This is a genomic window from Singulisphaera sp. GP187, from assembly GCF_900129635.1.
In the GTDB taxonomy this organism is placed as follows: Bacteria; Planctomycetota; Planctomycetia; order Isosphaerales; family Isosphaeraceae; genus Singulisphaera.
Genome location: NZ_FSRB01000002.1, coordinates 2,883,753 through 2,910,518, shown reverse-complemented (window position 1 = coordinate 2,910,518; position 26,766 = coordinate 2,883,753). Strand labels below are relative to the sequence as shown.

General features: G+C 60.2%; 22 protein-coding genes and 3 pseudogenes. 18 read left to right on the top strand and 7 right to left on the bottom strand.

All coding sequences use genetic code 11. From position 1 onward, the window contains the following. Positions 1-236: 236 nt before the first annotated feature. The gene (locus tag BUS42_RS35695; RefSeq protein ID WP_074315171.1) at positions 237-1,220 is read left to right on the top strand and encodes a DUF932 domain-containing protein; all 984 of its coding nucleotides are present in this window, start codon (positions 237-239) and stop codon (positions 1,218-1,220) included. A gap of 13 nt (positions 1,221-1,233) precedes the next feature. Here the strand turns inward: BUS42_RS35695 and BUS42_RS35690 are convergent, their stop codons facing one another. Then, the gene (locus BUS42_RS35690; RefSeq protein WP_159452337.1) at positions 1,234-3,693 is read right to left on the bottom strand and encodes a helicase-related protein; all 2,460 of its coding nucleotides are present in this window, start codon (positions 3,691-3,693) and stop codon (positions 1,234-1,236) included. Positions 3,694-3,783: 90 nt separating this feature from the next. After that, on the bottom strand, positions 3,784-4,137 hold the full coding sequence (locus BUS42_RS46790) for a helix-turn-helix domain-containing protein (RefSeq protein ID WP_074315165.1): 354 nt from the start codon (positions 4,135-4,137) through the stop codon (positions 3,784-3,786). Between the two features lie 255 nt (positions 4,138-4,392). Here BUS42_RS46790 and BUS42_RS35680 point away from each other — a divergent pair, with 255 nt between their 5' ends. The 8 genes from BUS42_RS35680 (at position 4,393) to BUS42_RS35645 (ending at position 10,549) form a co-directional block, all read left to right on the top strand. Next, entirely contained in the window at positions 4,393-4,920 is a 528-nt protein-coding gene (locus tag BUS42_RS35680) for a hypothetical protein (RefSeq protein ID WP_074315162.1), read from the top strand. A gap of 78 nt (positions 4,921-4,998) precedes the next feature. Further along, complete coding sequence (locus BUS42_RS35675) at positions 4,999-5,841, top strand: RecB family exonuclease (protein ID WP_074315159.1); 843 nt, start codon at positions 4,999-5,001, stop codon at positions 5,839-5,841. After that, the gene (locus BUS42_RS35670) at positions 5,835-6,719 is read left to right on the top strand and encodes a hypothetical protein (RefSeq protein ID WP_074315156.1); all 885 of its coding nucleotides are present in this window, start codon (positions 5,835-5,837) and stop codon (positions 6,717-6,719) included. Before BUS42_RS35675 ends, BUS42_RS35670 begins: the two co-directional genes overlap by 7 nt. Before the next feature lie 85 nt (positions 6,720-6,804). Further along, positions 6,805-7,239: a helix-turn-helix transcriptional regulator gene (locus BUS42_RS35665; RefSeq protein ID WP_074315154.1), complete on the top strand. Its 435-nt coding sequence runs from the start codon at positions 6,805-6,807 to the stop codon at positions 7,237-7,239. 118 nt (positions 7,240-7,357) lie between these two features. Beyond that, the gene (locus BUS42_RS35660; protein WP_074315152.1) at positions 7,358-8,218 is read left to right on the top strand and encodes a PGN_0703 family putative restriction endonuclease; all 861 of its coding nucleotides are present in this window, start codon (positions 7,358-7,360) and stop codon (positions 8,216-8,218) included. A gap of 152 nt (positions 8,219-8,370) precedes the next feature. Next, positions 8,371-8,742, top strand: coding sequence for a hypothetical protein (locus tag BUS42_RS35655; RefSeq protein ID WP_143206622.1), 372 nt, complete (start codon positions 8,371-8,373; stop codon positions 8,740-8,742). A gap of 174 nt (positions 8,743-8,916) precedes the next feature. Then, positions 8,917-9,372: a hypothetical protein gene (locus BUS42_RS35650; RefSeq protein ID WP_143206621.1), complete on the top strand. Its 456-nt coding sequence runs from the start codon at positions 8,917-8,919 to the stop codon at positions 9,370-9,372. Positions 9,373-9,514: 142 nt separating this feature from the next. Continuing rightward, the gene (locus BUS42_RS35645) at positions 9,515-10,549 is read left to right on the top strand and encodes a helix-turn-helix transcriptional regulator (RefSeq protein WP_074315143.1); all 1,035 of its coding nucleotides are present in this window, start codon (positions 9,515-9,517) and stop codon (positions 10,547-10,549) included. Positions 10,550-11,305: 756 nt separating this feature from the next. On the opposite strand, the gene BUS42_RS35640 is transcribed toward BUS42_RS35645, so the two are convergent. Further along, complete coding sequence (locus BUS42_RS35640; protein ID WP_074315142.1) at positions 11,306-12,895, bottom strand: ISNCY family transposase; 1,590 nt, start codon at positions 12,893-12,895, stop codon at positions 11,306-11,308. Positions 12,896-13,581: 686 nt separating this feature from the next. Here BUS42_RS35640 and BUS42_RS35630 point away from each other — a divergent pair. From BUS42_RS35630 to BUS42_RS35620, 3 genes are all read left to right on the top strand, one after another. Continuing rightward, positions 13,582-14,331 (top strand): metallophosphoesterase, encoded by a 750-nt coding sequence (locus tag BUS42_RS35630; RefSeq protein ID WP_074315137.1) that lies wholly within the window; start codon positions 13,582-13,584, stop codon positions 14,329-14,331. Between the two features lie 294 nt (positions 14,332-14,625). Beyond that, on the top strand, positions 14,626-14,922 hold the full coding sequence (locus BUS42_RS35625) for a hypothetical protein (RefSeq protein WP_074315135.1): 297 nt from the start codon (positions 14,626-14,628) through the stop codon (positions 14,920-14,922). A 144-nt stretch (positions 14,923-15,066) separates the two neighbouring features. Beyond that, positions 15,067-15,813, top strand: a complete 747-nt coding sequence (locus tag BUS42_RS35620; protein WP_159452336.1) for a DNA N-6-adenine-methyltransferase — start codon at positions 15,067-15,069, stop codon at positions 15,811-15,813. An 848-nt stretch (positions 15,814-16,661) separates the two neighbouring features. Here the strand turns inward: BUS42_RS35620 and BUS42_RS45695 are convergent. Beyond that, positions 16,662-17,912 (bottom strand): hypothetical protein, encoded by a 1,251-nt coding sequence (locus tag BUS42_RS45695; RefSeq protein WP_254054004.1) that lies wholly within the window; start codon positions 17,910-17,912, stop codon positions 16,662-16,664. A gap of 195 nt (positions 17,913-18,107) precedes the next feature. Here BUS42_RS45695 and BUS42_RS35600 point away from each other — a divergent pair, with 195 nt between their 5' ends. From BUS42_RS35600 to BUS42_RS42255, 4 genes and pseudogenes are all read left to right on the top strand, one after another. Beyond that, complete coding sequence (locus BUS42_RS35600; RefSeq protein WP_074315132.1) at positions 18,108-18,887, top strand: hypothetical protein; 780 nt, start codon at positions 18,108-18,110, stop codon at positions 18,885-18,887. Between the two features lie 320 nt (positions 18,888-19,207). Next, the gene (locus BUS42_RS43255) at positions 19,208-19,558 is read left to right on the top strand and encodes a hypothetical protein (RefSeq protein ID WP_143206619.1); all 351 of its coding nucleotides are present in this window, start codon (positions 19,208-19,210) and stop codon (positions 19,556-19,558) included. 15 nt (positions 19,559-19,573) lie between these two features. After that, positions 19,574-19,669 (top strand): annotated as a pseudogene (locus BUS42_RS46785) (integrase catalytic subunit); the annotation flags it as partial. 328 nt (positions 19,670-19,997) lie between these two features. Further along, positions 19,998-21,142, top strand: a pseudogene (locus BUS42_RS42255) (IS630 family transposase). 285 nt (positions 21,143-21,427) lie between these two features. Here the strand turns inward: BUS42_RS42255 and BUS42_RS35575 are convergent. Both BUS42_RS35575 and BUS42_RS35570 read right to left on the bottom strand, forming a co-directional pair. Continuing rightward, complete coding sequence (locus BUS42_RS35575) at positions 21,428-22,531, bottom strand: C1 family peptidase (protein WP_074315127.1); 1,104 nt, start codon at positions 22,529-22,531, stop codon at positions 21,428-21,430. A gap of 81 nt (positions 22,532-22,612) precedes the next feature. Next, positions 22,613-24,055: a C1 family peptidase gene (locus BUS42_RS35570; RefSeq protein WP_074315125.1), complete on the bottom strand. Its 1,443-nt coding sequence runs from the start codon at positions 24,053-24,055 to the stop codon at positions 22,613-22,615. Positions 24,056-24,324: 269 nt separating this feature from the next. Here BUS42_RS35570 and BUS42_RS35565 point away from each other — a divergent pair, with 269 nt between their 5' ends. Then, the gene (locus BUS42_RS35565) at positions 24,325-24,699 is read left to right on the top strand and encodes a transposase (protein ID WP_074315754.1); all 375 of its coding nucleotides are present in this window, start codon (positions 24,325-24,327) and stop codon (positions 24,697-24,699) included. Between the two features lie 178 nt (positions 24,700-24,877). Beyond that, a pseudogene (locus tag BUS42_RS35560) lies at positions 24,878-25,204 on the top strand (P-loop NTPase fold protein); the annotation flags it as partial. A 101-nt stretch (positions 25,205-25,305) separates the two neighbouring features. Here BUS42_RS35560 and tnpC read toward each other — a convergent pair. Beyond that, positions 25,306-26,757, bottom strand: a complete 1,452-nt coding sequence (gene tnpC, locus BUS42_RS35555; protein WP_074315123.1) for an IS66 family transposase — start codon at positions 26,755-26,757, stop codon at positions 25,306-25,308. Between the last annotated feature and the right edge of the window lie 9 nt (positions 26,758-26,766).

The following is a 26,766-nucleotide window of genomic DNA, read 5'->3' as shown; positions in this document are numbered from 1 at the left end:
CAGAGTGGGATCAGCGCATCGGGATTCACCTCATCTCAAAAGCTCAACATCGAGACAACTTTGACCGGGTCCGGAAATGAATCCGAGCTCTCGACGTTCGGATCCATCTCGCTCCCCATGAGAAGTCCCATTGGCGTTACCCGCGTGCTCTTCTCGTCGCTCGGGTAGTCCTCTTGAGGCACGAACGATCCGGCCCACGCCTCGGGGCACGATTCTCTCAAGAGGAAGTGACAGCTATGGGTCATGAGCTCTGCACCGTCAACGGCCGCACCGCGATGTTCTACGTCGGCGAGGTCCCGTGGCATGGGTTGGGTTGTCGTCTCGACGCCCCCGCCACCGCACGGGAAGCAATCCAGGCCGCCAGTCTTGACTACGACGTCACGCTCGCCAACCTGACCACCACCGACGGCATCCACGTCACCAGCCGCAGGGCGGTCGTGCGTACCGACACCGACGACATCCTCGGGGTCGTGGGAAACACCTACGTCCCAGTCCAGAACCGCGAAGCCTTTGCGTTCCTCGACACCATCGTGGCCGACGGTTCCTTGAGGTATCACACCGCCGGAGCCCTCCGGAAGGGTGAGAAGGTCTGGCTATTGGCCAAACTCCCCGGACAGATGCGGATCCGGTTTTCCGACGACGTCTCCGAGAAGTACCTCCTCCTCAGCAACAGCCACGACGGCTCCTCCGCCCTCCGGGTCTTCTTCACCTCCATTCGCTGCGTCTGCTCCAACACATTGGCGATGGCGGACCGCGAAGGGCGGGGGGAGGGGGTTGCCATACGCCATCAGGGCAACCTGACCTCCAAGATCAGGCAGGCAAGGGAAGTCCTGGGCATCGCCGCCCGCTACTTCGACGACCTGGAAAACCAGTTTGACCTCATGTCCCGTCACTACCCTTCCTACGCCCAGGTCTCGGGATACTTCAAGGCCCTCTACCCCGACCCCGAGGACGGCAATCCCGCCCGGTCCCAGAACGTCCGGGACGAGTTGTTCCGGCTGTTCGAGAACGGCAAGGGCCAGGACATCCCCGAGATCAAGCTGACCTCGTGGGCCATGTTCAACGCACTGACCGAGTACGTCGACCATCACCGCCCCACCCGTGCCAAGTCGGAGTTCGACCGGGCCGCCAATCGCCTCGATAGCTCCTGGTTCGGCACCGGAGCCCGGCTCAAGGAGAGGGCCTTCGGGCTGGCCGTCGAGATGGCCTCCACCAACTAAGCCTGTCACCTCCTCAGGCGGAGGCTACCGGATTCGCGGGCTCCGCCGGGGATGGAGGGCGGCCCTTCACTCGATCAATCCATTCGTGGAGAGCCGCAATAGAACGGCGATGCATCTCCTCCTTTGACATGATCTTGTCGAGCGGGATCGTCCCATCGAGGGCGGCATCCGCCAAGGTACGCTTGTATTCGATGCAGCGTTTCCTCAAGTCGTCCCACGACCAGATCCCGGCGTGGTCCTCCCGCAGGGCGACCATCGGGATCAGGACCTCGATCTTGTCGAAGACCGACCCCTTCCGCTTGATACGGCCGATGATCTGCTCGTATTCGGCATGAGTCCAGGGGAGTGACATAAAGACAAGACGGTCGCAAACATGTTGGAGACCATCGACTCCTGTACCAATCGGTGCCGACCCGATCAGCACGTCGACCTTGCGTTCTTTGAAGTCGCTCAATCCCGTCTTGTCGTCGCCGGTGTAGCGGCCGACGGTCAGGCCCTTCCCCTCCACGACCTCGGCGATTCGGTCAATGATCTTCGACACGTAGTGGGTGTAGATCATCGTACCGGGACGCACGACATCCGAGAGGAAGGCAAGTTTCGGGCCGAGGATCGCTTGCTCCAAGGCCAGGATGTTCCCAGCTGCCACCCGTTGGAGTTCGTCGAGGAGGTGCATACCATCGAGGAACGGTGTCTGGATCTCCGTCTGAATTTCATAATTGGGCCGGTGGCGGAGCCCGACCCGCTTCAGAAGCATGTGGACGTTGATGGCATTCGCGAGACTCGACGACACCGGCAGGTCCTTCAAATCCTGGCCGAGGACCAATTCTAGCATCCTCTTCGCCTCGTACAGGTTGTTCACGACTGGAGTGGCGGACATCCCGAGGACGCGGATTTCCGGGTTCCGGGTAGTGGCCCTCACGACCAGTTCCTCGACCATTTCTCGCCGATACGATTCCCGGCTCTCCATCCTCTGCCGGGCGAGCTGAACCTCGTCGAGAATGAGGAAATCGATCCGATGCCCATCAGTCAATTTGGGGACGAACTTCTCGGTCCAATCCTGCTGAAACGACTCGTAGTTCAGGACCAGGAAGTTGCGACCCTCGGGCATCGGACTAAATGAGAGGGGGTCCTTCACGTGGACTCGGGCGTCTGGGAACATCCCGAGGATGGCGGTCTTCCACCCCTCCAACGTGGCGTTCGCTGCCAGCACGACGGTCAGCCCGGCGTTCATCACGCCGGAGGCGAAGATGGCGGCATTGGTCTTACCGGCACCCACCCCGGACCAATTGCCGAGCCGTCGCAGACGGAGGAGCCTCAACGCTGTTAACCGCTGCATCAGGTTGGGTTCGGTCCACTCTCCCCGAACTGTGAAGGCGTACTCGGGGGGCAGGGGTAAGCTGATGACGGAACGATACTCCTCCAGGAAGCGGTCCCGGGCCCGACCGGCATAATCGCCGTACTTCGCCCCGAGGAGCCCTTCGACCGTGAAGCCGGGAGTCTCGTCGAAGAAGGCCTGCCACAAAGCCGCCACCCGATTCTCGATCAGGAACTCGATGATCTCGGCGTCGTCCGTGATCCGCAACTCGGCGATCCGGTCCAAAGACCTGAGCTGCTCCAAGTTCTTCAAAGTGCCCAGCCGGGCTCTCCGCCCCAGCTCGAGGTCTGATTCGTCCACGACGTCGGATACTTGGCCAACCCCGGCTTGTTCGGCCGACCCATCCCCCCTTCGCTCCGAAGTGACGACGCTCCCCTTGAGCCTCTCGACCTCTTCGGCCGTGCGTACCCCGATGAGGCCCCGGAGGAGGTGGGAGTTGCTGAGGTCCCAACGCCGCTTCAACATCCCGTTGCGGCTGAGGATGAGATACAGATCAACCTCCTGCAATTCCTCGACGACGAGCTTCAAGGAATCGAGGAACGACGCGATCGAGAGATGGTTCCACTCCTGATAGACGCCCAACCAGTCGCTCCATCCCTGCCAGAGTTTCTGCGTGTAATAGCTCTCGGGATAGACGGGGATGTCCCTCGGGAAGTCGGGACGCTGGGAATACTCGACCCAGTCGCGTCGCGTCCTGAGTTCCAAGGAGCGAGCGAATTCCCGGGCTTCCGCGAATGGCCTGATGGTAGCCAACCGCAGCCCGAGCCAGTCCTTCCAATTCGTCCATTGGGCCCCGTACGCCTGCCGCGGATTGGATGGGATGTTCGGTGGCCGCTCCTCCGACTTGCTCCACTCGAAATAGTCCCGCTGGCTCGACAGGCTCAGGCCCTGGACGAAAGCACGGGCCTCCTCGAACGGGAGCAGTTCCGTCGCCTTCGACAACCGCTTGGGACGCGGCCCCCCCGTACCCAGCCAGTCGGCCCAGCCGACCCACTCCTCGTAAATCTTGTTTGGAGAGGCCGGGACATCAGAAGGGCGATGACCAGCCGCACTCCAGTCGCCATATTCGGCGGAGGTCTGGAGCTTCAGTGACCGCACATACTCCCGAGCCTCGCAAAACGGTCGCCACATAATCTGGCCCTACGTTCCCTGTCTTCACACCCCAACTGGAGGGACCGGATGTGCCGTTCAGGACGACGGCCGTCGACGTCGGCGAGTAGGGGCCGTAGACCGTGGGGTCCGCTCGTTTGTCCCCCCAACTTGGGCGGCAACGGGGCGGGTGGTCCTCCTGCGACCGGAGGGATAGAGATCGTCGATATGGACGGATGGCTCGTTCCCGATCCTAGGGTGAAACTCCAGTAGGTCGTCAAGCTTGCAGCGGAAATACCGGCAGAGGGCCTCGAGGTGTCTCGTGTTGGTCGTCCAGCTCTTGTCGGCGGAGAGACGGCTCAACGTCCCCGGGGATATCCCCGTCTTCTGAGAGATTTCAGCCCACGAGACACCCTTGCTGACCTTCAACGCCTTCAGCTTCGACCTGAACATGACGGTCCCCCGGTGTATCAGCCCAGACTTTGCTTTTAGTAGCTTAGAACGTTTTTGGAAGGTCCATATAGAATTTGGCCTTATAGCTTGCACTCGTCGGGTAGGGCATACAACGAGGCATCCCTGAAGATCCATCACGGGAAGCCGGTTCGCGTTGACCACTTCGCCGGTCTGTCGGCTCGGAGTAAGCTGCACGCCTCGTGGGTACGGAGGACGCCGAGATTGGCTCAGATGGATACCCAGAGAGGACCTACCATGCTCCGTGCCAACGTCGGGATCAGTCGCAAGATGTCCAAAGACTACAACTCCCGAGGATTTACGCTGAACCTGGAGGGGGAGATTCATGCCACTATCGACGACCCTGAGTCCGTGATCGAGCGGATCAAGGAGCTCTACAACCTGGCGGAAGAGGCCCTGGATCGCCAGATCTCCGAGTCCCGGGAGATCGACGCCTTCGCCCGTCGGGATGCCGACGCCCAGCCTGACCACGGGAACAACGGCAAGTCCAACGGTCGCCACCAGAACGACTCCGACGAGAACCCGTCATCCAACGGCCACCGCAACGGAAGTCCCCAGCGTGGGGAACCGGCGAGTAACAAGCAGGTCCAGTACCTCACCACCCTGGCCAAGCGGGAAAAACTATTCGGCACCAAGCTCGAACTCTTCATCGAGGATGCCATCGGTCGACGCTGCTCGTCCTACGACCTGACCAAGGCCGAGGCAGGACGGATCATCGACCAACTCAGTGGAAATGGGGCCGTCAACGACCGCAACCGTCATTGATCGGAAGTCGGACCCTTCCATCTCAAGGGGCACGGGGACGACCAACCCGTCGCCCCGTTCTCATTTCCGGAGGCAATCATGATCAAGACGACGAGGCCTCACTGGTCCTATTCCTCGGTTAGTCAGTATCTCAAATGTCCACTCCAATATCACTTCGAGCGGGTCCAGAAACTCCCTCGGAAGACGTTGTCCGACGCCCAGGTCCTTGGGTCGGCCCTCCACTCAGCCCTGGCCCATTATCACCGAACGATCCAATCCGGCGATCCCGTTCAAGCTCAGCAAATCCAGGCGGCCTATCTCGCCGCCTGGGACGAACAGGAGGCTCGAGGGCAGGTCGTTCACTCGGGTGACAAGTCCCGGGAGGACACTCGCAGTCTCGGAGTGGCCTTGGTGGAGGTTTACCTCAAAGAACCGCCCCCGACGAACATCGTGGCCATTGAGAAACCAATGCTGGCCCCGATCGCAAATTCTCGGGGAGACTACCTCGAAAAACCCATCCTGGTCGTGGCGGACCTGATCACCCGTCAGGACGACAACTCGCTTCAGGTTGGCGAACTCAAGACCTCGGGTCGGTCCTACTCGGAATCCGAGGTTGCCACGTCCCTTCAGCCCACGTTCTACGCCAACGCCCTCTACGAAATGACCGGAGAAGAACCAGCCGTCGAATTCACGGTCCTGGTGAAGACCAGGTCGCCGAAAGTTCAGAAGATCCAGGCCATCCGAACTTCGACGGACTATCAACGACTCGGGGATCTGATTGGAGCCGTGGAAACGGGAGTCGAAGCCGGAGTTTTCTACCCGGTGGAGTCACCTCTCAATTGCTCTGGCTGTGCTTTTTACCGCCCTTGCCGCGAATGGACGGGAAACAGACGCCAAGAAGTGAACATCCACCCTGGAGTCAAGGAGGTGGTCGGATGTTGACGGAACTTCAGGGCAAAGCAGGGAATCTCTGTTCGCACGCCAAGGCCGGTGAGATCCGATGCCCCCTCATCGTTCGAACTACGTCCGAGGACGTGATCACTGGGCACATCTTCCAAGCCCTGAGCTACTTGAACGCCCGCTGGTGGCTCCCCGACTTCTTGAATGAGGCCCTCGGGACAGCTCGGTTTCGACGCCAGGTCTTTCGACGGTTCAAGATTCAGCTCTGGCAGAATCAGCCCTGCTATCCGAAGGAGCTTCTCCCCTGGGACGAGGGTTCCACGCAGGTTGATGCCGTCCTGACCTGGGAGAATCCGCCGACCACGGTCTTCATCGAAGCGAAATACGGTGCGGCTCTCTCCACCCACGTCTCGGGTGACGACGGTCAGAACGGCTATCCCAGTGACCAGTTGATCCGTAATATCCGCGTCGGTCTGCATCAAGCAGGCTACCTCGACTCAGACGATCAACTCTTCGCCCAATCCCCCCGTGACTTCGTGGTCCTGGTTCTCTCTCCTCAAACGGGCCATCCCCTTGTGGATCGCTACCGCGATCCTCGACACCTCCAAACGGCGATCCCCCACTTTGACCGGCTGGTCGGGTTACCCCGAAACCCATTCGTGGGCCAACTCGGGTACAGAGAGATCATCAGCCTCCTCCGCCGACAGTCGCGATGGATGACCCGTGCTGAACGTCATGTGGTCGAGGATCTCACCGACTACCTCGAATTCAAACAGGTCAATCTCCCCAGCAGATCGAGACCGGACCCGATTGCATCAGCGACGACCGTGACTCTTCCGGGGTTCCAGCCATCGGTCCCGATTGAGCTCGACGGAGCCCGGAATCCCGACCCCTCCCGAAAAACCCTGTCAGTCAACTGACCCTGGGCTGGCAGAGCCATCGGCTAGCATCCCCTGCAAGTTGGCGGAACTCCGATTTCCGCCACCTTGGGGACCACTCAATCAGATGGCCAAGAAACGGACAGACGCCGAACGGAGGGTTCGCCAAACCGATCGGTTGGCACGGGTCCTTCGTGTCCTTCAACTCATCCAGAGTCCGGGTCCCTGGACCGCGGAGAGCATTGCCGCGGAACTCGAATGTTCCCAGCGGACTGTTTACCGGGACTTGCAAACCTTGTCGGCGGCTGGGGTTCCCTGGTACTTCGACGACCTCAACCAGAGCTACCGGATTCGAGAAGGCTACAAGGGACTCTTCCCGCACCTCCAGCCCAAACGGAAGGACGAAGTCCAAGCCCCTTCAACCGGCGACGACGCTCGGTCCATTGCGGAACTCGCCAAAGAGGCGGCCCAACGGTTACTGACCGAAGCCGAGGGGGTGGTCCTCGCCCTGGATCGTCTCTCCAAGGCCATTGATGGAATGTCAGGACCATGCTCGGGGTGAGCGAGAGGAAGATTCCCAAAAAACTCCGGACATCCCGGTTCAGGGCTGACCTACTGGTGTCATCAGACAGACCTATGATCTCGTCAAATCCCCTCAAATTACGAGGAAGACGAGACTCATGCACCCGTCCAAGTACATCGCGGAACGTCAATATTCTTGGGCCCGTCGCCACGGCATCACGATCGATGAAGCCGGTTATGCGGCCTCCTTGAACGACAATCTCTTTCTGCCTCTCACGGCAGAGGCCATCCTGGAATATCAGGCCGGGGCCGGAGACGAACTCAACCGGAACATGAAAGCCGTCCATTCCAGCTCGGCCCTGGTCGCCAACGTCTTCAACTACTGGCGGCTCTACCAGGACTACGCACCGATCATCTCGGCGATTTGTCCGGCCCTCGTCAACTTCACGGTCCAGGACGTCCGCTTTGAAGCACGTTACCCCATCAACTGGCCGGTCTCACCCAAAGCTCAGACTGTCCCACCCCATCTCGACGTGGTGATCAGATACCGAGATCAAGCTGAACCCGGGGTCACCAAGGCGATTGCGATCGAATCGAAGTTTGCGGAACTCTACACCCAGGATCAAGGTCCATTCGCAGACCGCTACCTGGCTCCCGAGAACGCGGCGATGTGGGAGGGTCTCGAGCCTCTCCAGGAATTGGCCAATCAGATCCACCAGGGCGAAATCCTCTTCCAGCGATTGAAGGTCGCCCAGCTCATCAAGCACATACTTGGTGTCAACGCCGGGTTCCATGGAACTCCGAACTTCGAGCTGGTGTACCTCTGGTATCCGGCCCCCGGGCCCGATGCCGCCATCCACGAGGACGAGATCAGGCGATTCCAGCTCTCCACCAATGCTTGCCGCCCCAGGGTCAAGTTTCGTGCCATCGCCTACCCCGACCTGATCCATTCCCTGGCCCTCACGCACGGGGACACCCACGGAGCCTACGTAGATTATCTTATGGAGCGATACTTTTGAATTCACGCCCTTCGGATTCAGCCCAGCCCCGTCCGCGAAGGCCCCTCCCGGACCTCTCACTCACCGGGGCTTACTACTGGCTTCCCAAACCCCGACCCGACGGCATCACTTGGGATCTCGTGACTTGTCACGACCTTGGTGTCTGGGACGGGGTGTCTCATCGACAGTTCTGGCCGACCGTCCTCGACTTCCTGGCGACGACGTGGGGCAATGAGCCCAAGGTGCTCAGGTCTCGACTCCGAGATCACCACACGGGACTCTCCCGGGGCCGGATCACTCACCCGAAGTCGGGTTATCTCATCATTCACGGCGATGATGCACCGGTCTCCGACTGGCTCGAACAGGTCAAGGAACGATTTCGGCTCATCAGCCCGACACTGTGTTACACCGAGCACGAACGGATGATGGGGGACGATCCCCAGGCCGTGCAGCTAGCCCTCGGCATCTCCCTCAATCTGGATACGACGTCCCCTTCCACAGCCCCCTCGACGCCCCCCGCAAGTCCTGACTCCAACTTTGTCTAAAGAGGCATACCCATGAACTCAACTAGAATAATACCCCTGATGCTCGTAGCGGTCATCTCGGCCGGTTGTTCCGACAAACCCGCGTCGGAGCCCCCTAAACCCACCTTCCGGCCCGAGGTCTTCGAGCCGGTCAACAGGACCGCGACGGAGCTCCAGTCTGCTCAGGATGTCGGGATGAACCGTCAACGATTCGGAGAGCTTCTGGGAAAGTTCGCCACGGAGGTCTCCTTGGCCAAGGACAAGGTGGATTCTGATCGGGAACAACGAGTGATCCAGGGCTACTCCGAGGCTTTGCAGATTTACAAGGACGCGGCAGCCATCTGGGACGTGAAGCTCCAAATCCCCGCCATGGTCGACCTGGCCCAGGAGCAATCCAAGATGAAAGTGGCCGCTGGTTCCGTGGGATCAATCGGCCAGTTCACGGACTTCAAAATCGCAACAATCCATGGGATTCTCCTGAACCTCTACCCCGAAGGAAGCACCGGGATCGACGACTACGCCACCCATTACCAGCTTCCTGTCACAGAATCGGACGGATGGAAGACGATCCCAAACGATTCCGTCGAACTCATCTGGTCCAAGGCCAGGACCAAGACGGAGGAGGTCGTCAAGCTGCAGAAGGGTCAGTAACAACCTTCCCTTCCGTCGACGCGATCGTAGGAAAACTAAGCCCAAGCGATGCCCCAGACCGTCGCCAGGATCCTGTGGACCACTGGCGACGATGCTTGAACATGAAGAGAACTTTACAAGATTCAGCCTCAGGAACTCTCTCATGCCTAAAGACGACCGTCCCCGACGGTCAGATTCTGACCGTCGCCTGCGTCAAGCGGCTCGCTTCGCCCGGGTCCTACGAGTCCTGGAACTCATCCAGGGGCGGGGCCGATCCACGATCAAGGAGATAGCCCTCGAGTTGGAGTGCTCGGAACGTACCATCTTCCGTGATCTCGCCGTCTTGGAGATGGCTGGGGTTCCCTATTATCACGACCGGGAGGACCAATGTCTTCGGGTACGACCGGGCTTCCACTTCCCCAGTGTGAATCTCAGCGATGACGAACTGGTCGGCCAGGCCACGGCTGCCACGCTCACTTCCGCACCGGGTCTGGACGTGACCAGTGGGGCCGGACCAACCACCCGTAAACTCCAGGTTTCGTCACGAGAGAAAGCGGCCACCTTGCTCGCCGAGGTCGAGAGGGTGACCTCCGTTTTCGACCTCAAGCTTGCCGACCACAGCCGCCACCACGAGACGATCAAGACCATCCAGTGGGCCCTCATCAAGAGGCAACGGCTCACCGGCTCCTACGCCACCCCGTATGAGCCCAAACCGAAGCGACTTGAGCTCCACCCCTACCGACTCTGCCTGGTCAAGCAATCCTGGTATCTCATCGCCCGCCCCGAAGGTTCCGACCAGCCACAAACCTACCGGGTCCCTCGATTCAAGACCTTGCGACCCCTCGACGCCCCTTCGGTGGTCCCCGACAACTTCAATCTGAAGGTCTATTTCGGCGATGCCTGGGGTGTCTATCGGGGAGACCAAAGCTACGTGGTCGAGGTCAGGTTCTCCAAAGAGGCCGCCGACCTGGTCACCGAGACAACCTGGCATCACACCCAGAAGATAGACCGACACAAGGACGGCAGCGTCACGCTCGGTTTTCAGGTCGACGGCCTGAACGAGGTCGTGCACTGGGTTCTGGGATGGTCAGGGAGGGCTCGGGTCGTCCGTCCACCAGAACTCCGAGGAATGCTACTCGAGCATCTCCGAACAGCCCTTGACCTGAACGGAAATGATCCCGTGATTGGCGACAATTAAAATTCCCTGCCGTGTTGCCTCAGTCAAGTATGCTACCAGTGGTCCAGAGCCGTTTCATTCTCAACTCAGCGTTGACAGAACTTCGAGCGATTATACACGTGTCGAGAAGGTCGCCATTCTCAGGCGTCATCTGATCGACCGCGTCCCCATCTCTGATCTCTGGATTCACCTTCCGGGACAGACTTTGAGACCCAGCATCGCCGCACTCCGCGACAAGCTCCAACGCAAGAACGAAGTTATCACCGAATTAATACAAAACATGCATAAATGCCAATTTTTGTTTGGTGGTGGGAGGGGTGGGCTCTGGCCAGTACCTGGGTTCCCCATGACACCCGTGACTCCATCATCGACTTCGTCCGACACTTGCCAGAACGATCTTCGAGGAGCGGGACCGCAAGTTGGATGCGGCGTGAGAAAGGAGGAGAGCCACCCGCGCGTGAGTTCAGGCTGCCGTCTGATCGCCGAGAGGTCGTTGCTCGAGGGGGTAGACGGCGCTACGATGGAGGATGGCCTGGGCGGAGGATAGGGCTCCGTGGCGACACGGCCCGAGCGCCGACCCAGGGGCCAAGACCGAAGGAGGGGCGGCACGATGCCGCCCTGTCTTTCCTTCGGGATTGGCACGAAAGCGGCAAAACCAGTTCCTTGGACCAAACGTTCACCACCTTCTCTCCCAACCCCGGTTTCATCAAAAATTCTAATGAACATGGATTTGACTCGCCCGTGGACTATAGCCCTCCTGGACTCCGATCAGGCTTGTCACGATTCGGGTTCGCTCCTTCTCAGTTTGACGGGTTTGGTGCCATTCTCCCGCGTCGAATCCGACGCACTCTCACCGACGACGAGCGGCTCCTCATCGGCTCCATTCCCATGCCGGATGCCATGAACAAGCGATCTTGCCATCACATGACGCCACTCCCGGACGCGGCGTTGTAAGGTCCGCAGCAGCCCGTCTGGGAACCGGCCGGGGTAAACTCGCTGCAACCGATCCATCAAGGACTTAGCCGTCGAATCGGGATCGTGTTGGAGCCACAAGAGGATCTCCGGCCAGACCTCCTCGAACGGGTCCTTCCGGGTCCGCCAAGTGTGCGATGATGAGGATTCATTGCGATGAGTCGGACGGACTTCCCCCTCACGCCACAACTCCGGGAGCTGGGCGAGGAACTCCTCCAGGCTCTGCCGTTCCGGGCCGCGACTAAGGTCACCCGAACCGAGCGCGGCAAGAGCGGCTTGCCCCTCCCGGATCTGATGCAGGAGGGCCGCTGGATCGAGCGGGGCGAGTTCCGCTCGGAGCGCTTCCCTGGCCGCGTCGGAGACCGAGGCATGAGCCAGGAGGCGTTCGCAAGGTGTCGCCGGCTTGTGATACCGCTTCTTGATCTTGGCCCCGTCCCGCGTCTTGGAGAGGAGCTTGAACGACGGCTGGAAATAATTCACATACAAGCGGACCATTCCGTAGAGACGTGCCAGGCACTGACCGGCGATCAGGCCGGAGAACCGGCGGTAGCCCACGAATCGTCGGATCACCGTGCCGTTCTTCTGCTCGATCCAGGCCTGGTCATTCTTCTGGTAAGGTCGCGACCGCGTGAACTCGATCTTCTGCTCCTTACAGTAGCCCTGGAGTGTCTCGTTGATAAAAGCGCTGTCGTTGTCCGAGTCGATCCCGAGGACCGATACCGGCAAGTGGCGGCGGATGACTTCGAGTCCCTCGACGACCAAAGACTGCTCCCGAGCCACCAGTGCGACGGCTTCGGTCCAGCCCGAACACACATCGGTTGCCACCAGGCTCCACAGAAACGTCCCCTGCATCGAGTCGCCGCCGTGGGCAACGAAGTCGATCTCCAGGAATCCAGGGGCCGGCTCCTTCCAATCCGCGAACGTCCGCACGGGGATCTCCCGGCCGGATTTCGTCGTCGGCTTCCGCTTCCTGCGGTGGCCTGCCGTGCCCCGGATCGGCGCCAGCAACCGATCGATGGTCGCGGGACTGGCTGCGAGAAGGAGTTGACGGACCTTCGCGTCGAGCGTCAGATGGCCGTGCCGCTCCATGGCTGAGATCAGACTGGGGAGGATCGCTTTGAGGCGTTTGCCACAGATCCGATCCGCAGCCTCCCAGAGGACGACGAGGGCTTCGCGGACTGCCTCGGAATAGATCGTCCGGCCGAGTCGGGGTGGATCGGGCATGAGGGGACCGATTCCCTTGAGGAGGCGGATCGCATGCTTGCGGTGAAAGGCGGCGATGTCGATGAATTCATCGAGAATCCGGGTTTTCTCGATCTTTGATGCATTTCGATAGCGTTCCCGTAGCGCTTCGAGGAGTTCGAGCCTGGTCTGCTTGCTAAGTTTGGTGCCCATCCTGCACCTCCAGAGGCTGGTAACATTCTGGTGAGGCAACAGGCTATTTTCGGTGACAGAAACTGTGAGTCAATGCGGGCGGGAATTTTAATTGTCGCTGATCAATCCCGTCTAGCCTCAACTCTTGGAGCCCGACCCCGTAGCTTCTCGGATCCATCACCGCGGCAATTTCCTCTTTCGACGGCATCAATCAGGCTGACCCACTGGTGTCTTCTGATTCAGGGACAATCCTCTCGACTCGCTGAATTCAACACGGGAACGCACTTGCCGGTAAGCACCGCCCCTTCCGACTGCGAGTGCGATCGTGTTGCGGCGGGTAGTCATAACGTGAGGAGTTTTAGACTTCTCATTGCTTCTCCCCTGAACCCAGAGGAAACCGACGATGTTTAACAACTCCGCAGGCCAAAACGACAACCGCAGCCTCAACGGGCCCCGCAATTATCGTGTCCGGCTCTCTCGGTTCGGCTCCGCTCCCAAGGGTGATCACAGCCCCTCTCCTCTCACCGTCTTCATCTCCGCCACTTCGAGTCTTCAGGCCAGGATGAACGCTCAAGGTTCCCATCCGGGCTACACCGTGACGGACGTCACGCAGGCTTGATCCCGTTGCCGCCCCTGGTCAGGGGACGAATCAGACTCCGACCAGTCCAAGATCAGATGGCCCAACCCCCTGGAGAATCAGAGACGCCATGCCCAATCGTCTCTTCGCAATCGGGGATATCCACGGCTGTTCGACGGCCCTGAGCACCTTGATCGGAACCATCAATCCCCAGTCCGACGACACCATCGTGGTCCTCGGCGACGTTATCGACTATGGCCCCGACACCAGGGGGGCCGTCCAGCAACTGATCGATCTATCCGCCCGCTGCCAACTCATCCTCTTGATGGGGAATCACGAGGAGATGCTTTTCAAGGCCGCGCGTAGCCATGACGACCTTCGCTACTGGCTGGACTGCGGAGGTGTCACCACCCGGAGATCATACCCCGACCAAAAACTGATCGATCCTGAGCATTTTCGGTTCTTGAAGCAACACTGCCGGGTATTTCACGAGACGGACGGGTTCATCTTCGTTCACGCCAACTACATCCCCGACCAGCCGATGTCTAAACAGTCGGACCAGAGCCTACGTTGGGATGCCATCCAACCTGATCGGACGGCCCCCCATGTTTCGGGCAAGCCCGTCGTCGCCGGTCATACTCGCTTACCCCACGGCAAAGTACGGGACCTCGGCTTCCTGGTCATGATCGATACGGACCCTACCCGTGTGGGCTGGCTCACTGCCCTGGAGGTCAACTCCGGCGAAATCTTCCAGGCCAACCAGAGAGGTGAGATTCGGAAGTCTGTCCGGACCGGAACCGAGGTCACTTCAAGCAGAACGATGGCCGGCACGAGGAATAACGCTACCGGTTCCAGTCGTGAGGCTGAGGCACCTATCTAACGTTGCTAGGAAGCAGTTCCAGTAACGGCGTGGTCGGGAACAATAGGGGACGGCACAGCTATGCGGCCCGAAGCCTACAATCCCCGAAACCACCGTTCTCCCCATGAACTCGAAACCGAGTCGCCGGGTCCGGAGCTCCCTCCCGAAGGTTCTCTCGAAGCTGCCAAGACTGGTTCGATCCCCGGTCGAAGTCCCGGAAGGAGGAGGTTAACCTTAAGGACTTGGCTGGAAGGCAAACCCAGGACAGCCCTGCTCTGGCCAGGCAATTGGTCACTCTACAAAGAGGGAGGTGTCATGGTCCAACATGACATGAAGGCGGCGGGAATTCCCGATGAGGTCAACGGCCGGTTCGCAGACTTTCACGCCCTGAGGAAGACCTTCGTCACCGATCTGGCCCGCTCGGGAGTCATGTCCAAGGTGGCCCTGGCTCGATACAGCGACATCAACCTGACCCTTGGCGTCTACACTGGCTTGGAGAAGGAGGATCTTCATGAGGCCATCGGCAGGCTTGATGCGATCATAAACCGCGAGATCGACCCCCACTCGTGGAGGGCGGCCCAGCCTCGGATAGCCGGGGATAATTCCCTGTAGCGCTGGCAACTCCTCGGGATTTCCCGGTGACTGACGAGAGTGGGGCAGGGGACCAGACCGTGGACAACCAAGGGCATGACCCTCCCAATCGCGCGACGCGGCGATTAAACTTCCTTGGCATTCCGGCCCGAGGGAGGCGCCGATTTGCTCAAACTTCCTTGGCATTCCGGGCTCGGGCCCGACCTCCGCGACCATCGAAAAGCGTCCCGGACTACCCAAGCCGAGCTCGCCCGCCTGACCGGCCTCTCCCTGCCCACCATCCGGCCCCTGGAGGCCGGACGGGGCAACCTCGACTCGTGGCGCACCGCGTTGGAGCCCCTGGGGCTCGAGCTGGCCGGGCGGAACCTCCCGGCCGGGGATTCGCTCGGCGTGCGTGTGGCGACGCTCCGCCGTCGCCGCGGCCTCTCGCAGCGGGGGCTGGCGGCCCTGGTCGAGGTGTCCCATCCGACGGTCGTCGCCCTGGAGCGGCGGGGGGAGGGGCGGCTCTCGACCCTGGAGCGAGTCCTCACGGTTCTCGGGGCCGGGACCTATCTCGCCCGGCGTGGCCAGGCGCGGGCGTTCTTCACCCACGCCGGGAATTCGTCGACGGACGACACCTGGGAGACGCCGGCGCCCTTGCTGGAGGCCCTACACTCGATTTTCGGCCGGTTCGACCTCGACCCGTGCGCGTCGCGGCGGTCGCGGACCCGGGTGAAAGCCCGGGTCCACCTGACGGCCGAGGGCTACGGGCTGTCGGTCACCTGGCACGGCATCGTCTTCGTCAACCCGCCCTATGGTCGGGCCCTGGCCGCTTGGGTGGCAAAGGCCCGCCGGGAAGTCGAGGAGGGCCTATCTTGTACAGGCCCCGGACCGGTAAGAGGTTATGGCTCTGTCAGTGCCATTCGGCTATAGTTTACGGGGAACCAACCTCAACTCGTCGCATTGCAAGGCGCATACAATGACGCGTATACAAATGCATATTGTGCTCACGTTTGTGAGCATTGCAATGCTCGGCCGTGTTGCGAGCGGAGGCGACACACTAGGTCAGGCCCCATCGAGACCAGACGCACGGCTGCTCGAATTCGCTGCACAGATGAACGACATGTCATGTATAAACTGTACGATAACATTCAAAACAACCATCGATGTGCATGATTACACTTATGAGAACATTAAATATATCGCTACACTCAGCATAAATGGGCAAAATTTCATTCCGTTTGTTGCTGTATTTACTCCTGGCGTCAGCGGCAGGGTGTCGGTGACGTGGTACGTCCGTTTCAGGGGCAATTACCTGTCCGCGAGAATGCAGTTTGCCGGACTAGGAGAGCGAACCGGCTCCAAATTCATATTCTCGGATTCCACACAAGAGATTTTTGTCAATTGTCCTTGTTGCAAATTTACTGAGAATTCCCACGGTCGCATGCGAAGGGTCGGCCTGCTCCACAAATGTTCAATTTTCAGCGGAACATGCGGGAGGCGAAAAACAGGGAGGCGAAAAACTTCTCGATTTTGCTTTTAACTTCTGAGGACCTGCCTCCGACGATGCACCTGGACTGATCCACCCCTCTCGATCGTCGAAGGAGACTTTGCGATGTCCGGCAAGAAACATTCGAAGATGACCCAGGAAGCGCGGCCCTCGACGTCGCCTTGTCGCGGGCATGGCAGACGCGGTGAAGCGGTTCGGGGAGGGCAGGGAACCCCATTGGCCCGTCGGCTAATCGGCTGAGCGTCTATTTTGAGCAGAAATTTGCTGACCGTCACGGATTTTGGGGGTGTGGTGAGCGGTAACCGCCCATGGAGCCGGAGATCAACAGATTTTGCAGCCAACAGTCCGAATATCGGTGTTGGTTGAGGCGTTCGGCGGGGCAACGCCAGCCCTGGTTCTTCCGCGTCGTCGCTGGGTGCCAGGGCGTGAAGTTCCACAACAGAGCCCAAGCCCGGCAATGCCATCGGCACGACTCGTGCGAGCCATGCAGGTGTAGGCCGTGATCGAAGTACCGGTTCATTCCGCGCATCTGCCGATCGAGCATGTTGCTGGTGCGGTGGCCGCCGGGGTGACGGTACGCCAGCGAGTACCTCGGACGCTTGCTACACAAGTTCAGGACAGCCTCCCGCACAATGCCCCCCAGATGCCCCATCGCCCACCGCCGGAGCGAACGCAGTCGTTGTGCGAAACAGCGGCGGTCGGGCGCGTGATACGCCTCCCAGACCCGCCGGGAGACCTCGGTGAAGGTTTCCTTCAAGTGCTTGGCCCGGTCACGGATCTTGAGCCAGGCATGCAAGAAGCACAGGAGGATGACCACCCGCGGGAACAGCGCCTTCCAGTCCGCTTGTGTCCCCGACCAGCCATCGGTATTGACAGTCTTGGGGGCATACTTGGGGGCGAGGACACGGGCCTCGTCCTTGAAGACGCCGTAGGCGGCCTTGAGGTCATCGGTCCCCGCCGACTCGGCCGGTTCCGCACCCAGGCAGCATCCGCCGGCGACGGTGGTCGCGATGTACGTCTTCGCCCCATCAATCGTCTGGTGATGCTCATCCGCCAGGAGATGGGCCGGGATCTCGGCCTGGCGGACCGTCGTTCCCACGAGGCTCAAGCGACCGAGGGCGCACTCCCGCCGATACCAAGCCATGGGATTGCCGCCAAAGACGCGGGCCAACGCCCAGAAGGGGACGCCGAACTTACGCAAGAACAGCGGCCCTTGGACCTCGTCGGTGCGTGCCGTGAGGTAGGGCATCAGGAACGAGGGCCGAACACTGTAGGCAATGCCGTCCCTGGTGAGGATGCGGCGGATCGGAAGCCGCTGCTTGCTCGACACACGCTCATCCTTCAGTTGATAGCCTTGAGCGAAGTTCGCCGGGAACAACTCGGGATATTGCCGGAAGCAGTCATCCAGGGTGCATCGGAACGCGGCGGGGACGCGAACGATCTGTCGATAGGCTTCTTCCGTGATGGGCAGGCAGAGGGTACGATGCCCTCGCGACGCCTGTGTCGCGAGCAATTCGGTCATGATCCACCTCCTTTCGGGTGTACCGTGGATCATGGCCGTTTTGCCTTGTCATGTCAGCATGATGCCGCACCCCCCAAAATCCGTGACGGTCAGGAAATTTGATTGACGAGCTATATCAGCAGCGTTCTACTGATCTCTCGTCTGGCTGGGCCAAACGAACAATTCCCCATTCACCTTGTTCTTAAGGAGCAACCGATGGATGATCTGAGCCGCAGGCGGGCCTTGAAGGTTACGGCGTCAACAGCCTTCGCCACCGCCGGAGCCATCGCGTACGGCGGTTCTCCCGCTTACGCCCAAAAAGAGGGTGACGCTGGCCAGAAGAATCGGCCGGACCGCACCTCAAATCAAGGGATCGTCATTCAGTTTCCGCGACCATTCCAGGGGATGGAAGACATCACGGGGGAGGCTCCGGCCGCCAAGGACTCCTTCAACGTCGCTGCACAGGGGTACGGTTCGTTTACTGGACTTGCGTACACCGTTCCTGCGCATACATCAGGAAATATTAAGGCAAAAATTCAAACACCGGCATTGACGTCTCAGAATATCAAGGATTTGAACACGCTCATTGAGGGCATGGTTAGCGCTTCAGTGAAGACCTACGTTCGAGACTACGAAAGGACGCATGCAAGTGCCAACGTCAGTTATTGGGCTTTCTGGTCTGGGGGAGGTTCAGCATCCTATGAAAAAACACATGAGAACATGAGGTCGTCGGGCTTGTCAGAGGAACAAGTTACCACAATCGTCAACAAGATGCTCGAGATCGCCAAAACGATGTCCAAGGTGGAAATTGACTTCAACGTCAATAACAGCGCAAACGATTATGCTGTTTCGGGAAGCCTTCTCATTTACACCCTCTCTGGAACGATCTCCACGTCCAATGGTCAAGCTCAGTATCGGGTGCTAGCAAACAAGGGCATCGCAGGTTCAGGTGACGCCTCGGCACCTGCCGGCGGAGATATCATTCCACTCAGCTGATCCACAAAATATACTGGTGAGTCAACAGCATCGCGCTTCGGTGCGCGATGCTGTTACCCCTTGAAGCAAACGAGGGTCGCGTCGCGAGGCCGACTCCGACGCCATCAACCGCGTCGACGGCTCGGGATCGCCGTCGTGCCCGGCGACCGGTCACTTGTCGGATGAACCATTTAGTCCTGGCCCTTCCTCGAGACGAATTCGAACACCTAATAGGCCCTGACAAAACCAGGGTGGCTACCCATTTTGCCTGGCTTCGCCAGAGGCATTGTCAAGGCCTGTTACGTGAGGCCATATACTTCTGAGAGATCTGGGAGGAGCAGATGGTACAGGTACTTAGTTTCACATCGGCAATACATTGTCCAAATGGTGTGCGTGTCGGAGAAGACACTGCAATCACTGGGAACTTTAAACTGCACATCTTCAATGATGGACCTAGTGAAGCTGCCGTGAGCGTGGTCGCGATCTTGCGGGACAACGAAGGGCATGAGCGTCGTTTCCCTCAAAACGTAACCGTGTCGACTCATGGGAATGTAAAACTTGATGACATGTTAAGGGCGGATGCAAATTATAGAACCTTGGGCATAAAGCAATGGTCGCTCAACATCGCGATTTCAGGCGATTTAACGACATCATTTCAGACAGAAAGCGAAATGAGCATTCTTGGTAACTGATTGTACGGGGTGCGGTACAGCACAGTGCGGCCGCACAGCAGCTTGGGCTACCGGCCGCCGGCGCCGGAGGCGATCCGGCCGTGGACGCCGGACTTCGGAGCTCCGCTCCTCAGCCCGGCGTCTATGGCCGAGACGGCTGGGGCACTAACATCGCGACCGGTCGCGAAGGCGGGGCAGGTCAAGCGAACTCGCCCGGCGGGAGATTCGAAGTACAAACCCGCGCGCGAGTTGCTCGCTCGGCTGAATGCTTCGGATGATGGCGAGGCGAAGGGGTCACGGGCGAGAAAAGCGAGGCATATGCCCACTTGGGCACGGGCTCGCCCTTACCCGGCTATGGCGCTGAGCAGGACTAGTGCCCTGTCAACCTGGTATTGATAAGTTCCTCGGACTTTTGTCCAATTCTGGCAGTTACACCAGGATGCTGGGACGGAGTCCGATCATGAACAAGAAATTCATCGTGCGTTTGTCTCTTGAGGAACGCAACACGTTGGAATCGCTCGCCACCAAAGGCAGGGGGGCGGCACGCAAGTTGACCCGGGCACGCATCCTCTTGAAGGCGGATTGCAGTCCCCTTGGTCCGGCGTGGTCCGACGAGCAAATCAGCGACGCTCTGGACCTCGGAGCGATCACTGTCCATCGGGTCCGCCGCTCGTTCGTCGAAGGTGGTCTTGAGGGTGCCCTCGTTCGTTGACCCGTGCCGCGCCGTCCACGAATGCTTGACGGTGACCAGGAGGCCCACCTCATCGCCTTGGCCTGTGGAAGCCCGCCGGCGGGTCGGTGCCGCTGGACACTCCGTCTCCTGGCGGATCAACTCGTCGAACTCGGCCATGTCAACAAAGTCTCCCATGAGACCATCCGTCGGACGCTCAAAAATACGAGTTGAAGCCGTGGCTGGTCAAGATGTGGTGCATTCCGCCCAAGGCCAACGCCGAGTTCGTTTGGAAGATGGAGGATATTCTTCAAGTCTACAAACGTCCGTACGATCCGCTTCGACCCGTCGTCTGCATGGACGAAACCAGCAAGCAACTCATCGCAGAGACACGGCCCCCAGTGGATGCGGCGTCGGGCCAGCCTCGCCGCGTGGACTACGAGTACGAGCGCAAAGGGGTGGCGGACCTCTTCATGTTCTTCGAGCCGCTGCGTGGTTGGCGGCACGTGTGGATCACGCCGCAGCGTCGCAAGGTCGAATGGGCGTGGTGCGTCAAGCAACTCTTGGATGTGCACTATCCTCAGGCGGAGCGTCTGGTCTTGGTCTGTGACAACCTGAATACCCACACGGGTGGGGCGCTGTACGAGGCGTTTCTTGCCACGGAAGCGAGACGATTGTGGGAGCGCCTGGAGGTTCACTACACTCCCAAGCATGGCAGTTGGTTGAACATGGCGGAGTCGGAACTGAGTGTCCTTGCCGGTCAATGCCTCGACCGGCGTATCGACGAAGTGGAGTTCTTGCGCTCGGAAGTTGGATCGTGGGAGGATCATCGCAACCGGACGGAGGCGAAAGTGCGCTGGCGGTTCACGACGGAGGATGCCCGGATCAAGTTGGAGAAACTGTATCCGGTGCTCGAGTACCCCGATCCTCATTGACTTCCGCCCGCGACGAACTTATCAAAAATCGCGTGACAGCCGTCGTGCACGTTTGAATCCGTGACAAGTAGGTTGCAAGAGCAACTCATCGTTTTTCACGGGACGGGGCACTAGTTTCTATTTGCTCGAAGTGGATCGGCAAGGATTCCCTTAAAACGACGGACGACGGAGCCCTCCCCGTGGCGAGGTCCCCGTCGTCCGAAGGGCCTATTGATCGAGCTTGAACGAATCGAAGCAGCCCTCGTCTAGATAGTCGAGCGGATCGGCGAGCATATCCAAGTTCCGTTATTGTGCTTTAGCGACCACCCACTGGGCCCAGGCACCGATCCGGTTGCTTCCGTACTTGATGTACATGTAGCCCCGCTCGGGGCCGTAGTCGCACTTCGACCCCCAGTCCGGGCCCCACGAGTTCCGCATGATCCATGCGCCCTTGTCGTCGTCCCAGCCGACCAGCACCACCGTGTGGTTGGTGCTCCCGGTCTGCTGCTCGTTGAAAACGCCGGTCGTATAGGCTTGCATCAGAGGCGTGGCAATTACGCTCACCCGAAGGGGCCCGTACCGGGCTAGCGCGTCCTTCATTTGGGCCGTGTTCGGGTTTGCTATGTCGGACGGGTTGACATAGCCCCAGGCTTCGAGCTTGTACGGTTTCGCGACGGACGTATTACACGGGCCATCCTCGGCGGCGTACCTGACATCGTTTTCAGTGGCCGTTCCTTCCGTCCGCAGGAAGTCAAGGGCTTTGCTGGCGACCCCCCCCGTGGCGCAGGAGTTGCCTCCCCCCACGCAGTTCACGACGTGTTGCTCAGAGGCGTCGACGGCCAGGTTGTGGCGGATCAGGTAGCCCGACTCCAGCACCCCCACGGACCCGAACGCCCAACAGCTCCCGCAAGTTGACTGGTCCCGGATGCCGGTCACCTTGCCCCGCTGACGCCAGTCCATTCTCTTAACGTTGGCCGTCGGGTCCTCGCCCGTCAAGTCGCCAGTCGCCCCCGGGGTCCGCTGGCTGGGCCGCCACGCCCGGAACGTCTCGGCCGAGAACTCCTTGTACCGCGCCTTGCGGTCCTGGGCGGCCTTCTGCTCGGCCTGCGGGTCCTCCTCGCGGGTGCCGGCCAGCCGGTCGAGCGGCCGGTCCATCGCCCGGGTGTACCCGACGGTGAAGGTCAGTTGCGCCTTCTCGATCTGCCCCCGGAGGTCCTTGAGCGACGCCTTGACCTTCGCCGGTGCCGACTCCTCCCGGCCCTGGTAGAAGGTCAAATCCCCCTGATCGGATGCGGTCTGCACGGCCGTCCGGTCCTTACCCGGATCGTCCTTGTCGGGCGAGGCTGCCCACGCGAGCGACAGGGTCGCCAAGGCGACCGCTAAGCCGACGAGCCACACCTTCTTAACCATCTTTGCCTCCTCGTGCGGATTCGGGGAAAGTCAGTGAGGTGCGCATTCATAATCGCCACACCGGGCGGTTGCACCCGAGAGCTACTTGATTTTGACTGTGAACTCGGCCGACTTCGGATTGGCTGGCGGTGGTCCGAATGGCCTCCGATAATCGAGTCGCAAAACTACAGACTGTTTCTTAACTCCGCGGAACCGGAACTCCTGTTGCTCCAAACCGCCGTCGGCGCCATCACCCTGGATTGTCCTCGGCTCCCCGAGCTGCTGGAGCGACTCTTTATCGTTCTTCACAACTTGCCAACTAAATCCGGTCCCAAGCTGGGACTTGAGCCTGACGGTGAGCGTCTGGCCGATTTCCAAATTTACAGATTTGCCATTTTGCTCAGAGGTCAGAGTGACCACGTTATCCTCCGGTGCGGCGAGATGCCCGCCTAGATTATCTGATGCCTTAGCGACCACCCACTGGGCCCAGGCACCGATCCGGTTGCTTCCGTACTTGATGTACATGTAGCCCCGCTCGGGGCCGTAGTCGCACTTCGACCCCCAGTCCGGGCCCCACGAGTTCCGCATGATCCATGCGCCCTTGTCGTCGTCCCAGCCGACCAGCACCACCGTGTGGTTGGTGCTCCCGGTCTGCTGCTCGTTGAAAACGCCGGTCGTATAGGCTTGCATCAGAGGAGAGTAGATTACAGCGACGTTGAGGGGACCGTATCGGAACAGGGCGTCTTTCAACTGGTCAACAGTGGGCCGGGCAGGATCCGCTGGGCTGACCCAGTTCCAGGCCTGGAGCTTGTACGGGGTCGGGGCGCTCTTATTGCACGGGCTGGCCTCGGCGGTGTACGGGACGTCGGCCTCGGTGGCCGTGCCCGTCGCCGTGAGGTACTCCAGCGCCTTGCTAGTGTAGCCGCCTTCGCAACCCCCGGCGCCGCTGCAGTTCACGACGTGCTGCTCCGAGGCGTCGATCGTCTGCCCGTTGCGTATCAGGTAGGCGGATTCCAGCGCCCCTACCGTACTGAAGGCCCAATCTGATCCGCAACCCCGTTGGTCCCGGACCGGGGTCACTTTGCCCTGCTGCCGCCAGTCCCACCGCCGGGGGAGAGATGTCAGCTCTTCGCGCGACTTGTCTTTCGGCTCCGTCCCCTTCGCGCGTGGCCGCCACGCCCGGAACGTCTCGGCCGAGAACTCCTTGTACCGCGCCTTGCGGTCCTGGGCGGCCTTCTGCTCGGCCTGCGGGTCCTCCTCGCGGGTGCCGGCCAGCCGGTCGAGCGGCCGGTCCATCGCCCGGGTGTACCCGACGGTGAAGGTCAGTTGCGCCTTCTCGGTCTGCCCCCGGAGGTCCTTGAGCGACGCCTTGACCTTCGCCGGTGCCGACTCCTCCCGGTTCTGGTAATACGTCAGGTCGTCCTTTTCGGAGGCGGACTGTTGTGCAGTCCGGTTTCCGCCCGGGTTACCCTGCGGGGCTGCCCAGGCTAGCGATAGGGTCGCCAAGGCCGCCGCTGAGCCGACGAGCCACGCCTTCTTGACCATCTTCGCCTCCACTCGCGAATGCGCGTCAAGATAATTCGTATCCACATCACTGCTACGCGTTTTGTTTGAACCCGGTCTTGCTATAGGTAGCATGCCGCCCGACTCGGGGAATCGCTACATCTAACTCGTCCCGGGTGAAGCCGTCAAGTGGGCAGCAGTATGGTGTGTGGAGCCTTCAGAAAGACTTTAGCCCTGGCCGATTTATAGCGCTAGACAACGCCCTTTGTCTGGCGCAAACTTCGGGGCAGGGCCACTGGCGGACCGGGCAAGTGTTTCTGACCGAGGGGGCCCCGAAGCAGGGCCGGGACTCGGCGTTGTTCCTGAGGCACCTGGACGACCTGCGGGGCCGGCTGAGGCATTACCGCAAGATTCACATCATCTGCGACAACGCGAAGTGCCACACCAGCAACGAGGTGGCGGTGTACCTGTACGAGCACCGTGACCGGATCGACCTCCACTTCCTGCCGGCGTACAGCCCGGACTGCAACCCGATCGAGCGTGTGTGGTGGAACTTGCATGATCAGATCACCCGCAATCATGAGTGCAAGTCCATGAAGGAGTTGTTGGAGCTCACCTTCGCCTGGCTCAGCAGCCGGAACCCATTCAAGGTCGAGGGCCGCTCGGTTTATCAACAGACTACTTGAAATACTTTCCCTGTTGTGAGGAGCTATTTAGAAGCTCAGAATTACGAGACAGTCAGACAGGCCGTTCCCCAAAGTTCGGAAAGTGGATGGGAAAATCTGAGTGTGGATGTATATTGGGTGCAGGAAATACATCCAAACTAGCGACAACCCTATCGATGCCGCAAGGAGTCACGCACGCATGTGGTCTGATAATGAAACCACTCGTGACTTCCTGAACTTCTCCGGCGTCGCGGACACGGTTGCTGAAATCATCGTTCAGGCCCATGGCCGGCCGATTTCCATCGGCGTCTCTGGGGCCTGGGGCGTCGGCAAATCTTCGATGATCAAGCTGACGCGAGAGTCCCTCGAGAAGCGGCCTAGCGAGGATGGGGACCGCGAGTTCATCTTCGTGGAATTCAACGCGTGGCTTTATCAGGGCTACGACGATGCACGTGCAGCCCTCATGGAGGTGATCGCTTCGACCCTCGAAGTGGAGGCGAAGAAACGGGAGAAGGGTGTCGAGAAGTAAACCTTCGCCTAACCCGTTATGCAAACTTATGGGCGTAGTAGAGCCTTTACTCGTAGCGAGTGTGTTCGATACTCGGGGATAATCACCCTTGACGAGGCTCAGGAACTGTCGTTGGGGTCAATCGCCAGTTCGCGACGTTTTTCCTCGGACATCTTCCAGGGCAAGAACGGATCAATATCCGCCGGGACTTGGCCGCCGTTCTCCGCACAACTTTCCAAATACCAAGTCAACCAAGTGCGGATGTTGATTTCCGCCATCTTCAAGGTGGCGGACAGGGAAAAGAGCATCGCCGCCAGTCGTCCGCTCCACATCGCGCCTGAGCCGTAATAATTCTTCCGACCCAAGGCGGCGCCGCGAACCTGACGTTCCGAGGCGTTGTTGTCCAGCGGGATCCGCGGATCGTCCAGAAAACGGGTCAGGCCTTCCCAGTGTTCCTGAAGGCTGGTCAGCACCTTGCGGCAGGGGGTCGGCAGCTTCGGGTCACTCAACTCCGCATCGGTCTGGGTCTGCATCGCCGCCACGGTCCGCCGCAGTTCCCGATCGGCCACCGTGAACGCGGGGTCGTCCGCTGGGGAATTGCGACGGGAGCGGTCGTGACGATACAACTCTCGGATCCGGTGGAGCCAGCCCAACGCCCACTCTTTGTGCTCCGGCCAGCCTTTGCCAACAGCGACGAAATCGCGGCGGACGTGCGCCCAGCAGAACGCCAGTGTTACCTGGCCCAGCTTCACCTGGGCCATCGCCTTGTACGCCGAGTAGCGGTCGACCATCAACACGACCTGGGAGTCGGCCGGGAAGTGGCCCTCGGGCACTTCGTGACTCCGGCTCGGGTCGAGACGGAAGACCACGGTGTCGGTGCCCAAGAACACCCACAGCCACCAGCGATACCCCGTCTTGCCTTCGAGGACGATAAAGACCATCCAGCGGGTTTCGTCGGCCTGAGCGACGACGGACTTGGCGTTGCGGGTCAGCAGCGCCTGATAGAGCGGCTGAAACAACGGTTCCAGCCGTTCCAGGCCGCCGGCCACGGTTCCCGCCGCCACGTCCAGGCCGAGTAACCGCCACTGGTGAAGCAACCGCTCCGTGGGCCGATGGCCAACGAATTTGTCGAGCAGGATCTCGACCCAAACGGACACGCCCAACAAGCCCTTGGGAATCAGCTTAGGGGCGGGTGGGGCGGTGACGGTTCGCGCGCAATCGGCGCAGTTACAGGTCCGCTGATAACGTCGTCGTCGGATGCGTCGGCGATAGGCTCGAACCTCGATCTCGATCTGTTCGGAATCCTCGGTGTCGCTGGGAGACAGGGCCGCGCCGCAGCGGGGGCAAACTCGCTGCTCCAGGGGCAATTCGCGAACGTCCTCGACGACGGGCAAGTGGCTGTAGTCCCGCCGAATTGGGCCGGGCCGATCGATCCGCTGCCCTCGCTTGGGCGGCGTGGAACGCGGTGGATCGTCTTCGCCGTCGAGATGATTGGACCGGTCTTGGCTCGACGCTTTTTCGCTCCTTCGGCCGAAGAGTCGGTCTTGGAGCGTGCGGTTCTCGCCACGCAATTGTTCGGC